This window comes from Pseudonocardia sp. NPDC049154 (assembly GCF_040648315.1).
Lineage (GTDB): Bacteria > Actinomycetota > Actinomycetes > Mycobacteriales > Pseudonocardiaceae > Pseudonocardia.
This window is the reverse complement of record NZ_JBEZDN010000004.1, coordinates 105871-118020: the sequence shown is the minus strand read 5'-3', so window position 1 is coordinate 118020 and position 12150 is coordinate 105871. Positions and strand designations below refer to the sequence as shown.

The 12150-nt window shown below is 73.6% G+C and carries 12 protein-coding genes, 1 tRNA gene and 1 pseudogene; 7 read left to right on the top strand and 7 right to left on the bottom strand.

Annotated elements, in window-relative coordinates:
- Window positions 1-14: 14 nt before the first annotated feature.
- Window positions 15-91 (bottom strand) — tRNA-Thr (locus AB0B41_RS04205).
- Between the two features lie 213 nt (window positions 92-304).
- On the opposite strand from AB0B41_RS04205, the gene AB0B41_RS04200 reads away from it, so the two are divergent.
- From AB0B41_RS04200 to AB0B41_RS04185, 4 genes are all read left to right on the top strand, one after another.
- A complete protein-coding gene (locus tag AB0B41_RS04200) occupies window positions 305-598 on the top strand; it encodes a hypothetical protein (protein ID WP_358198757.1) in 294 nt (97 codons plus the stop codon).
- Between the two features lie 173 nt (window positions 599-771).
- Complete coding sequence (locus AB0B41_RS04195) at window positions 772-1632, top strand: glycosyltransferase family 2 protein (protein ID WP_358198755.1); 861 nt, start codon at window positions 772-774, stop codon at window positions 1630-1632.
- 12 nt (window positions 1633-1644) lie between these two features.
- A complete protein-coding gene (locus tag AB0B41_RS04190) occupies window positions 1645-1965 on the top strand; it encodes a hypothetical protein (RefSeq protein ID WP_358198753.1) in 321 nt (106 codons plus the stop codon).
- The gene (locus AB0B41_RS04185; RefSeq protein ID WP_358198750.1) at window positions 1901-2275 is read left to right on the top strand and encodes a hypothetical protein; all 375 of its coding nucleotides are present in this window, start codon (window positions 1901-1903) and stop codon (window positions 2273-2275) included. The genes AB0B41_RS04190 and AB0B41_RS04185 overlap by 65 nt, the downstream gene beginning before the upstream one ends.
- A 98-nt stretch (window positions 2276-2373) precedes the next feature.
- Here the strand turns inward: AB0B41_RS04185 and AB0B41_RS04180 are convergent, their stop codons facing one another.
- From AB0B41_RS04180 to AB0B41_RS04155, 6 genes are all read right to left on the bottom strand, one after another.
- A complete protein-coding gene (locus AB0B41_RS04180; protein ID WP_358198748.1) occupies window positions 2374-2673 on the bottom strand; it encodes a nuclear transport factor 2 family protein in 300 nt (99 codons plus the stop codon).
- Window positions 2674-2682: 9 nt separating this feature from the next.
- Window positions 2683-3681, bottom strand: a complete 999-nt coding sequence (locus AB0B41_RS04175) for an LLM class flavin-dependent oxidoreductase (RefSeq protein WP_358198745.1) — start codon at window positions 3679-3681, stop codon at window positions 2683-2685.
- 59 nt (window positions 3682-3740) lie between these two features.
- Window positions 3741-4898, bottom strand: coding sequence for a DNA polymerase III subunit delta' (locus AB0B41_RS04170; protein WP_358198743.1), 1158 nt, complete (start codon window positions 4896-4898; stop codon window positions 3741-3743).
- Window positions 4895-6868: a dTMP kinase gene (locus tag AB0B41_RS04165; protein ID WP_358198741.1), complete on the bottom strand. Its 1974-nt coding sequence runs from the start codon at window positions 6866-6868 to the stop codon at window positions 4895-4897. Before AB0B41_RS04165 ends, AB0B41_RS04170 begins: the two co-directional genes overlap by 4 nt.
- A 219-nt stretch (window positions 6869-7087) precedes the next feature.
- On the bottom strand, window positions 7088-7738 hold the full coding sequence (locus AB0B41_RS04160; RefSeq protein WP_358198739.1) for a hypothetical protein: 651 nt from the start codon (window positions 7736-7738) through the stop codon (window positions 7088-7090).
- 173 nt (window positions 7739-7911) lie between these two features.
- Entirely contained in the window at window positions 7912-10323 is a 2412-nt protein-coding gene (locus AB0B41_RS04155) for a penicillin-binding protein (protein WP_358198737.1), read from the bottom strand.
- A 143-nt stretch (window positions 10324-10466) separates the two neighbouring features.
- On the opposite strand from AB0B41_RS04155, the pseudogene AB0B41_RS04150 reads away from it, so the two are divergent.
- From AB0B41_RS04150 to AB0B41_RS04140, 3 genes and pseudogenes are all read left to right on the top strand, one after another.
- Window positions 10467-10751, top strand: a pseudogene (locus tag AB0B41_RS04150) (WhiB family transcriptional regulator); the annotation flags it as partial.
- Window positions 10752-10934: 183 nt separating this feature from the next.
- Entirely contained in the window at window positions 10935-11624 is a 690-nt protein-coding gene (locus tag AB0B41_RS04145; RefSeq protein WP_358198736.1) for a class I SAM-dependent methyltransferase, read from the top strand.
- 81 nt (window positions 11625-11705) lie between these two features.
- Window positions 11706-12026: a hypothetical protein gene (locus AB0B41_RS04140; protein ID WP_358198734.1), complete on the top strand. Its 321-nt coding sequence runs from the start codon at window positions 11706-11708 to the stop codon at window positions 12024-12026.
- Window positions 12027-12150: the final 124 nt, after the last annotated feature.

The following is a 12150-nucleotide window of genomic DNA, read 5'->3' as shown; positions in this document are numbered from 1 at the left end:
CCTGCAGACATACGTGGAGCCGCCTTGGGGAGTCGAACCCCAGACCTACGCATTACGAGTGCGTCGCTCTAACCGACTGAGCTAAGGCGGCGTGGTGCGACGTCAGTCTACCCACCGCCCCCGGACCGGCGACCCGGCCCCCACCCCGTCACTCGGTCAGGTCGTCTTCGCAGCTCAGGTATGTCGCGTGAAAGCGCAGACACGAAGCTCGGATCATGGCGACGGTCGGCACGAAGATGCGGATCGGGGACGTGCTGATCGCCGAGGGACGGATCAGCGTGGTCAGCGGGACTGGGCGGTCGAGGTGTCCGCGCGGATCGGGGCGGTGCTGGTCGCCGCGGGGCTGGTGAAGCGGACCGAGCTGTACCGGCTGCTGGCGCGGACGTGGGAGTGCGGGTACGTCGATCTCGCGGACACCGGCATCGACCGTGATCTCCTCGACGGCCTCGACCCGCAGGAGCTCGGCGCCGAGGGGTGGTTCCCGGTACGGCGCGAGGCGGCGGCCAAGCACGGCAGGGAGACCGTGCTCGTCGCGACGTCCGAGCGGCCCACCGAGGAGCGGCGCCGGCGGATCGAGCAGCGACTGACGCGCCGGTGACCCTCGCCGTCACCACGGACTGGGACATCGTCCAGGCGCTGCACGCCGGGTACCGGGAGACGGTCGTCGAGTAGGCCACGCTCGGGTTGTGGCGGCGCGACAAGGCGCAGTCCGCGCGGCAGATGCTCTTCCCCGGCCAGCGCGTGGTGATGTGATCGGCCATCGCGGCGATCGTGGCCGGCCTGGTCCTGGCCCCGCGGACGACCCTGATCACCCTGCTGGCGATCGTCTCGCTCGCGTTCCTGGTCAGCGTCGTGTTCAAGTTCGTCGTCTGCATGGTGGGCGTGCGGCAGGAGAACCACGTCCAGGTGACCGACGAGGAGGTGGCCGCGCTCGACCCGGCCGACCTGCCCGTCTACACGGTGCTGGTGCCGGTGTTCCGCGAGGCCAACATCGTCGCGCAGCTGATCGGAAACCTGGGCGGGCTGGACTACCCGGCCGAGAAGCTCGAGATCCTGCTGCTGCTCGAGGAGAGTGACACCGAGACGATCGAGGCGGCCAAGGCGGCGGACCCGCCGAAGAAGGCCGTGGTCGCGTTCCGCCGCGGCGGTGACCGGCTGGTGTGCGTGCAGGCCGCGCTCAACTACTGGAGCGCCACCGACAACTGGCTGACCAGGATGTTCACCACCGAGTACTCCTTCTGGTTCGACTACATGCTGCCCGGGCTGGACCGGCTGCGGCTGCCGATCCCGCTGGGCGGCACGTCGAACCACTTCCGCACCGCGGCGCTGCGGGCCCTCGGCGGCTGGGACCCGTTCAACGTCACCGAGGACGCCGACCTCGGGATCCGCGCGGTCGCGCTGGGCAGCACCGCGGGCGTCGTCAACTCGACGACCTTCGAGGAGGCCAACCGCACGCCGGGCAACTGGGTGCGGCAGCGGTCGCGGTGGATCAAGGGCTACCTGCAGACGCTGCTGGTGCACCTGCGCCACCCGCTGCAGCTGGTGCGCACGGCCGGGCTGCGGCAGACGCTGGCCTTCGCGCTGCTCATCGGCGGCACGCCGGTGACCTTCCTGTTCACCCCGCCGCTGTAGCTGCTGTTCGTCGTGTCGCTGCTGCTACCGCCGGCGGTGCTCGACGGTCTGTTCCCCGGCCGGGTGCTGTGGGTCAGCCTGTTCAACCTCGTCATCGGCAACGGGCTGATGATCTACGTGTCGATGATGGGCGCGTTCAAGCGCCGCCGGTACTCGCTCGTGCTCTGGGCGCTGCTCAACCCCGTCCACTGGATCCTGCACTCGATCGCCTCGTACAAGGCCGTCCGGCAGCTGATCACCAAGCCCCACTACTGGGAGAAGACCCTCCATGGCCTCACTCACGCTGCCGACGGCCTTCCCGACGACGGTCGCGCGGCGCCGGCGCCGGCCTGAGGACGGCTGGGCCCGCTGGGGCGTCCGGCTGGCGCTCTCGGCGCTGCTCGTCGCGCTCGGCGTGTGGGCCGGCCTGCGCGGGTTCGTCTCCACCACGAACCACACGAACCCCTGCAGTGCCACGGCCAGCAGCGACAGCGCCGCGATGCCGGACACCGACTGGCTCGCCGCGTACGCCACCGCGCGCACCGCGAACACCGGCAGGATCAGGCCCAGGACCGTCGGCAGGTCGAAGCCGCGGCGCAGCAGCTGCTCGCCCGTCAGGTGCAGGGTGACCCCGGCGAACAGCGCCGCGACCCGCTACAACTAACGGCTGCCGGCCGGGACGTCGACGAACGCGGCCGTGTCGTAGTACGTGCGCAGGCTGGTGATCTTGTCGCCGTCGAAGGTCACGAAGGTCGAGCCCTCCTAGCGGAAGTCGTGGCCGTTCGGCCGGGTGCCGGTGCTCTGCCACTCCAGCGCGGCCTCGTCGTCGCTCTCGACGAGGTTGGTGAACTGGGTCCGGACCTCGCCGAACTGCGCGCGGTACTGCTCCCAGAACTCGCGCGTCTCGCCGCGGCGCGGGCCCTCGCCGTCGAGCCGGAAGAGCTCGGCGTCGTCGGCGAAGAGACCGGTGAGGTCGTCGACGTCGTTGTCCTGCTCGGACTTGCGCAACGCCGCGACGAACCTGCGCGTGAGGTCGTGGCGGATGTGGTTGTCCTCCTCCATGCCCCCCGGCTACCCGCGCGGCCCCGCCCCAATCAGCGGGCTCGTCGACTCGAGGATCAGGTCCAGCTCGTCGAGCGGGCGGCCGGGCGGGAGGACGATCGTGGGCTCGTCGACGCCGGCCTCGTACCAACGCGCGAGCAGGGCCCGGGCCGCCGCCGGCTCGCCCCACAGCACCAGCTCGTCGAGCAGCATCCCGGCCGAATCGGGGACGATCGTCGTCCCGGGCGACGGGTTCGCGGCCAGGACGTCGTCGACGAGACCGCCGAGGCCGAGCCGGCGCAGCATGGCCGCGTACAGGGGGCCCATCGAGGTCAGGTAGAAGCCGACCCACCACGAGGCGATCCCGCGGGCGTGGGTCGGGTCGTCCGAGATCGCGGTGGGCAGGCCGGGGTTCACCGCCGGGCGCGGTCGTTCCGCCGCAGCGGCTCCCTCCTCGAGCGGGGCCGCGGCCGCTTTGAGGCCCGAGCGGGGCACGAGGAAGGGCGACCAGGCATCGCCGAGCTCGCCGGCCAACCGGGTCGACGCCGTGCCCAGGGCTGCGACGTCGATCGGGACGCGGTGCGGCGGGCGGGCCGCCAGGCGCAGGCCGCGGGCCCCGGGCAGCGGCTGGGCGCGCTCGCCGTCGAGCAGCCGGCGGATCTCGCGGACGGTGCGGCCGAGCGCCGCCGCCGGTTCCCGGAAGCCGCGGCCGTGCAGGCCCTCGGCCAGCGCCGGGCTGCCCGCCCCGAGACCCAGGCGGAACCGGCCGCCGGACACCTCGTCGAGCGTCGCGGCGGCCATCGCGAGCTGGGCGGGCGTGCGTCCGAGGACGTTGACGACGCTCGTGGCCAGGCCGATACGTGAGGTCCGCAGGGCGATCTCGGTGAGCAGCACGAACGCGTCGTGACCCCAGCCCTCGGCGAGCGAGACCCGCGAGAAGCCCAGCTCCTCGGCACGGGTCGCCACGTGCAGCAGCACCTCGCGGCGTGTCTCCAGCGGCGTCATGCCGACGGCGAGCGGTCGGTCCACGGCACCTCCTCCGGTCCGGAGGGGCAGAGCAGCCGGGGACTGCGGGTGATACGCCCGGCTCAGCCCTGCTGCAGCGCGGTCATCATCGCCTCGACGGCGATCCGTGGCTTGACGTTGAGCTCGAGGGCCTCGCGGCAGGCGAGGACGGCCTCCAGCCGGCGCAGCGTGGACTCGGGCCTCCACTCGCGGGCGGCCTGGCGGATGTCCGCCTCGCGGTCCGGGTTGCCGAGCGCCACGGCCGCGGCCGTGCCGGCGACCAGCACGTCCCGGTAGAAGCCGGCCAGGTCGACGAGCGCACGATCCAGCGCATCGCGCTGGGTGCGGGTGTTGCGGGACTTCTGGCGACGCTCCAGCTCGCGCTCGGCGGCCTTGGCGCCGCGGGCGGCCGCGGCCACTCCCTTGCCGGTGCCGCCGGCGCCCATCGCGACGGCGAGCTCCTCGCGCTCGACCGCGTCCCGGGCGCCGCTCATGTCCGCCGCCTCGGCCTCGGCGGAGCGGACGAGCGCGTCGGCGAAGGCGAACGCGTCCCCGAGGTGGCGCAGCCGCATCGGGACGCCGAGGATCCGCTCGCGCCGCTCCCGCGCTTCCGCGTCCCGGGCGAGCCGCCGGGCCCGGCCGACGTGTCCGCCGGAGACCGACGCGGCCCATCGCGCCTGCTCGGGCTCGATCCCGTCCCGCTCCACGAGCACCTCGGCGATCGCCGCCGGCACCGGCGTCCGCAGCGCGACGACGCGGCACCGGGAGCGGATCGTGATCGGCACGTCCTCGGGGTGGTCCGACGGCGCGCAGAGCAGGAACACGGTCTGGTCCGCCGGCTCCTCCACCGCCTTGAGCAGCGCGTTCGCCGCGCCCTCGGTGAGCCGGTCGGCGTCGGTGATGATCAGGATCTGCCAGGCGCCGGTGGACGGGCGGCGGGCGGCGAGCTGCACGAGGTTGCGCATCTCCGCGACCGAGATCGACAGCCCCTCGGGCACGACCTCCCGGACGTCCGCATGGGTCCCCGCGAGCACGGTGTGGCAGGCCTGGCACTCGCCGCAGCCGCCCGTGGGGCACTGCAGCGCGGCGGCGAAGGCGCGCGCGGCGTTGGAGCGCCCGGACCCGGGCGGACCGGTGAACAGCCAGGCGTGGGTCATCGCCGACGGCGTGGACGCGGCGGTGCTCAGCTCCTCGACCGCGGCGGGCTGCCCGACGACGTCCCGCCAGACCCGCGAGCTCATGGCTCGACCGCGGGCCGGGGGATGTCGGCGGGCTGCTCGGGGGCCTCCGGCAGCGACGGGCCGACGCCGGTCAGGATCCGCTCGGCGACCTCGTCCGGCGCCCCGTCGGCGTCGACCACGACGTACCGCTGGGGCTCGGCCGCGACCAGCCCGGCCAGCAGCCGTTGCACGCGGACGTGCTCCTCACCGGCGACCCCACCGGACTCGGCGCTCGCGCCCTCGCGGTCGAGCAGGACGGTGATGTCGGGCCGGAGGCGGCCGGTGGCCCAGGCGGCGAGACGCTCCAGCTCGCCGCGCTCGAGCTCGGCGTCCATCCGGTCCGCCGCGACACCGAAGTGGGCGATCGGACTGGCCATGAACCGGTCCATGACGACGACCGCGCCCTCGTCGAGCGCCGGGCGGATCACCCGCTCGACCAGGTCGGCCCGGACCGCGGCCGCGGCGAGGGCCTTCGCCCGCGCCCCGGACAGGTGGGCCTCGCGGGTGGCGGCGGCCCAGCGCAGCTCGTCCCGCTCCCCGTCATCGGGCTCCACGACGACGTGACCCCGCTCGCGCAGCGCCCGCGCCAGCCGTTCGGCCTGGTCGGCGGCCTCCGCGGGGGTGGCGCCCTCGACCGCGACCAGGGTGCCGGAGCCGCGGCGGACCTCGCCCTGACGCAGCGCCGAGACGAGATCACCCAGCAGCGGCTCGAGCCGGCGCTCGTCCATCTGCCGGTAGGCCAGGGTGCCGACGACCGCGGCGACGAGGCCACCGCCGGCCAGCACGAACCGCGTGCCGTCGACCGTGAAGTGCGCGCCGAAGAGGTCGACCGACCGCGTGCTGACCAGCCCGACCAGGACCGGGACCAGCGACATCGAGCCGAGCAGCACCAGCCGCACCAGGGACTGGACGAACGCGACGATCCGGCCGCGGATGTCGTCCGACACCTGGGAGCCGATGATCGTGAGCCCGGTGAGGAAGGCGATGCCCGCGAACCCGCCGACGAGCGCGACGGCGAGGATCGCCATGAACAGGTGCCCGGACACCGCGACCACGATGAGCGCGACGCCCGCGCCGACGATCGCCGTGCCGAACAGCCGGTTGTGCGGGAGCCGGTGCGCGAGCCGGGGCGCCACCGCCATGCCGAGCGCCAGGCCGACGAACACCGCGGTGAACAGGACCGAGTAGGCCGCGTCGCCACCGCCGAGGCTGGCTGCGTAGAGCTTGGCCGACGCGATCACCGCTCCGCCGGCGGCGAAGGCGCCGATGATGCCGAGCACCAGGCCGCGGATCAGCGGCGTCGTGGCGACGTAGGCGAAGCCCTCGCGGAGCAGGGTCATCAGGCCGGGCTGCTCCTCGCCCTCCCGCGGCCCCGAGCGGCCGGAGATCTCCTTGATCCCGAACCAGACGACCGTGGCGGAGAGCAGGAAGGCGCACCCGTCGAGCACCAGGGCGATGTAGACCGTGGTCAGCCCGTCCTGGCCCGGGAGCAGGTGCCCGATGCTGGAGATCACCGTGAACAGGCCGGACGCGATCAGCACCGAGATGCCGTAGGTGAGGACGAGGCCGAGCTGGTTCGCCGTCTCCACCTGGTCCTTGCGACGGAGCAGGTTCGGGACCGACGCGTCCTTCGCCGGGATCCAGAACATCGCGCACAGCTCGATCAGGAAGGTGGCCGCGAACAGCCACCACAGCGAGCCGACGATCGGGATCGAGACGAACAGGCAGAACCGCAGCACGTCGCACGTCACCATCACGCGGCGCCGGTCGAAGCGGTCCGCCAGGGCGCCGGCGATCGGGCCGAGCAGCAGCGCGGGCAGCAGCTTCGTGGCGACCACGCCGCCGAGCGCGAAGCTCTGCGCCGCGTAGCCACTGGTCAGCTGGGTGGCCAGGGACGTCAGCGCCAGCAGGCTCAGCCACTCGCCGGTGGCGGTGAAGGCCGTGACGGTCCAGAGCCTGCGGAACGCCGGGATGGCCAGGACGCTGCGCACGCGGTGCGCGGTGGGCGCCGGGTTGGCCGTACCCGTCAGACCGCCGGGAACGCTCTCCGAGCCGATCGCGGGTCACCTCCCTCGCGTGCGACGCCCGCCGATCCTCGCTCGACCGGGCTGGTCGACGGCGGGCCGCGCGGGAGCGGGGCCGGCCCCTGTCGTCGTCCTCAGGGTAGACGGGCGCACCGACAGGACGGCGCGGGCTCCGCGCGGCCGGTCTCAGGAGTTCATCAGCGCGACGATCAACTGGACCAGGATGAGCAGGTAGATACCCACGAAGACGAGGGTGAAAGCGCGGGACCCGACGCGCCCGCGAAGCCGCCGCGACAGCCCGACGATGTGCGGGTCGGGGCGGACGGGCGGGCGGTGCTCGATCCCGTCGATCACGGCGCCCCGGCGGCGGTCGCGGGGTGGGGCGGGCGGGGCCGTCGGCGAGCGGGCGAACGCGCGGAACAGGAGCGGGTCGACCAGCGGCGCCGGCTCGGGGTCCGGGGTGGCCCGGCCCAGGTCGAGGGCGTGCGCCTCCGCCGGGACGGGGGGCGGGCCGGGGACGGGGAGGCGGAGCGGGGGTGGTTGCGGCTCGGCGGGCTCAGCGGGCTCGAGGGGCTCGCCGCGCCCGGAATGTTCGGGGTGCTCGGCAGGGGTGGCCGGCTCCGACCGCTCGGGGGGCTCGGGCTCCTCGAAGGCCGATTCGGGCTCGTCCCGGGCAGGAGTCGCGGGGTCGGCGGGGGCCGTGCGGGTGGGGCGGCGGCGGCCCGTCTGCCAGGGCGTGTCCGGCGCGGTGCGCTGCTCGGGGGCGGCCGGCCCGCGGAGGAAGGGGAGCAGGCCGACCCACCGGACGAGCACGTCGGCGCGGTGGACGTCGGCCATGGGCGCCGATCGTAGAGCCGATCGAGCGATCACACCCGCTGCCGCAACGGCGCGTCACGGACGCACTGTGGATCCGCAACGCGGATTCCGACCGACTGAAAGCGCATTATGGTTCCATAACGCGCGATTCAGTCAGCCCGGCGCACGTTGTGGAACCAGAGTGCGGCCGCTCGTCACCCGTTGTCGCCGCCGTTGTCCCCGCCGTCGTCGGGGCGGTCGCCCTCCTGCGGCGGCTGGCCCTCCTGGCCCGGCGGCCCGGGCTGCCCCGGCGCCTGGCCCTCGGGCGCGGCAGGCGGGGCGGGCACGGTCCCGCTGCTGACCTGCAGTGTGATCTGCTCGCCCGGCAGCGCGGTGCCGCGCGGGCTCTGCCCGACGACCGTGCCGCGCGCCGCGAGGTTGTCGACGGTCCGCGTGGTGACCGTCCAGCCCGCCCGCTCGAGGATCGCGCGCGCGTCGTTCTGACCGCGGCCCACGACGTCGGGCACCCGGCTCTCCGCGCCGCCCGTCAGATACCGGTCGTCCGTGGGCGGCAGCGGGATCACCGGCGTGCCGTCGACCATGGGCTTGACCGCGCCGAACCAGGTCTCCGCCGGCGTCTTGCCGCCGAAGATGTTGCCGCTGCGGCACGCGAAGGGGGAGCCGGCGCCGTCGCACAGCGGCCGGGGCGCGTTGGAGTTGTCGAAGGTGATCACCGAGCCGGACAGGTTCGGCAGGATCCCGACGAACGCCGCGGACTTGTGCTGCTGCGTGGTGCCGGTCTTGCCGCCCATCGGCCGGTTCCAGCCGAGCTGCCGGGCGGCGGCGGCCGAGGTGCCGTTGAGGTCGTCGTGGCTCAGGCCGGTGAACAGGGTGTTGGCCAGGCCCGGCTCGATGACCTGCTCGCACGGCGCCTCGGTGATCGACACCGGGTTGCCGGCGGCGTCGGTGACCGAGTCGATCGGGCTGGGCGGGCACCACTTGCCGGAGCTGGCGATGGTGGCGCCGACGTTGGCGAGCTCGAGCACGCTCGTCGGTGTGACGCCCAGGGTGAACGACGCCTGCCGCTGCGCCTTCGTCACCTCGGCGATCGAGCGGTCGGTCCGACGGCCGGTGGCCGGGTCGACGAAGGGGGTCGTGGCCAGGGACTTCATGCCCATCCGGACCGCCATGTCGACGACGTCCGGGACCCCGGTGAACTCCTCGAGCTTGATGAACGCGGTGTTCGGCGAGGTGGCGAGGGCGTCCTGCAGGGACATCCGCTCCGGGTAGTTGCCCGCGTTGGCGACGGGGATCGGCCGGCCGCCGCCGTCGAGGTAGATCGGCGACGCGTAGCCGCTCGGCGGGACCGACATCTGATAGTTGATGCCGAGACCCTTCTCCAGCGCGGTCGCCGCGGTGAAGATCTTGTAGACCGAGCCGGCGCCCAGGTTGACCGGCTCGTAGGGCAGGCCGTAGCTGGTCTGCAGCGCGTCGGCGTCGAGGCCGAAGGTCCGGCTGGAGGCCATCGCGAGGACCTTGTGCTTGTCCTGCCCCGGCTCGACCAGGGACATCACGTTGGCGACGTTGGGCTGGGTCGGCGGGACCTCGGCGTCGAGCGACGCCTTGACCTTGGCGAGCTTGTCCCGGTCCAGGGTGGTCTTGATCGTGTAGCCGCCGCGGCCGATCTGCTCGGCGGAGAAGCCGGCCTCGGTCAGATACTGGGTGACGTACTTGCAGAAGAAGCCGGCGTCGCCGGCGCCGATGCAGCCGTTGGGCCGGGTGTTGAGCGGGCTGACGATCCCGAGTCCCTCGGCCGAGGCGGAGCGGGCCTGGGACTCGTCGATCATCCCCTGGTCGCGCATCTGGGCGATGACGACGTTGCGCCGGTCGAGCGCCGCCTGCGGGTTCTGCACCGGGTCGGTCGCCGCGGTGCTGCGCACCATGCCCGCGAGCAGCGCGGACTGGGCGACGGTCAGGTTCTTGGCGCTGGTGTTGAAGTACGTGCGGGCGGCGCTCTCGATGCCGTAGGCCCCGTTGCCCCAGAACACGATGTTCAGGTAGCGGGTGAGGATCTCCTCCTTGCTCAGCTGGCGCTCCAGCTGCAGGGCGATCCGCGCCTCCTTGAGCTTGCGCGCCGGCGTCTGCTCGGTGGCCTTGAGCCGCTCCGCCTCGGTCTGCGCCTCGACGTAGAGCGTGTAGTTCTTGACGTACTGCTGGGTCAGGGTGGACGCGCCCTGCACGACGTCGCCCGACGCCGAGTTCGCGATCACCGCGCGGATGGTGCCCTGCCAGTCGACGCCCTGGTGCTCGTAGAAGCGGCGGTCCTCGATCGCGACCATCGCGGCCTTCATCGCGGGCGAGATCTCGTCCGCGGTGACCTGCGTGCGGTTCTGGTCGAAGATGTAGGCGATCGGCTGGCCGGTGTTGTCCGTCAGCGTCGTGGCCAGCGGCAGGCCGCCCTCGACCAGGCTGCTCGACGTGGAGTTGACGCTGTCCCCCGCGTCGTTGCTGACCAGCCCGACACCCGCGACGAACGGGAACGCCATTCCCGCCGTGACGACGCCGGCGAGCACGCAGAGGCCCAGCAGCAGGCCGATCGGCCGGGCCAGGTGACGGGGAGGAGCCACGGTCGGGAAGCGTAACCGGCCCGGCGTCACCCTTCTGTCAGGTTGAGTAGTTCTGCGTGGTGTCGGGCGGAACCGGACGCTCGCAGAATCCGTCCCAGTTGCCGAACGCGGGCCGAGCGGGCCCGCCCGGGGCGGAGGAGACGATGGTGGACGCACGTGCCGCGAGCAGGTGGAACTGGCGGATCGCCGCCCGTTGCCGCACCGCCGACGCCGAGGAGCTGTTCGTGCGGGGCGCCGAGCAGCGGCGGGCGCGACAGTTCTGCGCGACGTGCCCCGTCCGCATGGAGTGCCTGGCCCACGCGCTCGACGAGCGGGTGGAGTTCGGGGTGTGGGGCGGGACGACCGAGCGGGAGCGGCGGGCCCTGCTGCGCTCGCGGCCCGGGGTGCGGTCGTGGGCGGAGCTGCTGCGGGCGGCACGGGCGGAGCACTACGCGGGTGAGGTGTCGACCGGGTCGGCCGGGTCCGCCGGGTCGGCCGGGTCCGGCCTGTCGGCTGCAGAGGAGTCGGCGATCGCCATGGCGGACCTGCTGCCGTCACCCGACCGGAGGACGGCATGCTGAGCGCGCGAAGTACCGTGGTCGGGCCCGCACGACCCAGCCCGGAGGACGACCGTGATCTCGACCGGTGGGGTGGACTTCGTCGCGGGCCTGTACCGCCGCTACGCCGCCGACCTGGTCGGGGTGGTCGCGCAGCAGCGGGCGCTGGCGGCCGACGGCCGGGTCCGTCCGGGGCTCGACGACCTCGAGGCCGAGATCACCTACCTGCTCCTGCGGCAGCTGCGCCCGGAGCACGTCGTGGAGATCGGCACCTGCCGCGGCTGGACCACGTCATGGCTGCTCAGCGCGCTGCGGGACAACGGGTGCGGGCGCCTGGTCTCCTTCCGGCGGACCCGCCGCCCGTCGGCCGTGCCGCCGGAGCTGGCCGAGGACCGGTGGACCGTCCACACCGGCGACGTCCGGGCGCGGCTCGAGGCGCTGCCGGAGACGACCGACTTCCTGCTGCTCGACGCGGCGCACACCGCCCGGTTCGGGCGCTGGTACGTGCGGACGGTGTTCCCGCGGCTGGCGTCGGGCACGCCGGTCGGGGTGCACGAGGTGTACCGGGGCCGGTCGGCGTGGGTGGGGCGCGAGGGCGGCGTGGTGCTCGACTGGCTCGCCGAGCGGGACGTCCCCCACTTCACGGTCGCGCCGCGCCGGGTGCCGCAGACCTTCGCCGCACTCCTCGACCTGCGCCGGGAGCTGGGCGTCGAGGGGGCGCGCGGGACGAGCGTCAACCCGATGATCTGGTTCGAGATGCCGTAGGCCGATCGGTGGGTGGCGCGGCGGGGCAGGTGTGGCCGCCCGGGAACCGGTCATTCCCTCCGCAGACGGAAGGGGTGTGCCATGGCCGATCCGCAGGAAGACGACCGTCCGGTCGTCGACGGCACCCGCGCGACGCCGGAGGAGCTGCGCGCCGAGGTCGAGCGCCTGACCGACGAGCGCCGGCAGGAGGCCGACGAGCTGCGCGAGGACATCGGCGCGACCGTGCACGAGTTGGCGGGGCGCCTCGACGTGCCCGCCCGCACCAAGGCCCGCCTGCGTTCCGTCCCGACGGCCGCCTGGGCCGGGGTCGCTGGTGCGGCAGCCTTCGCCGCCGGGCTGGTCGTCCTGCTCAAGGCCCGCCGCACCGCGCCGAGACGCCGCCCGAAGCGCCGTCGCCGGTGAAGCCCGCTCGTGAGTGGCGATAGTCGCCAAGTCGACGATCCGCCCACACCGGGGGACCAGATCATGGTCCCCCTTCGCGGCGGGGGGGGCGGGAGCGCGCCGACCGCGCCCACTCGCGCGCCCA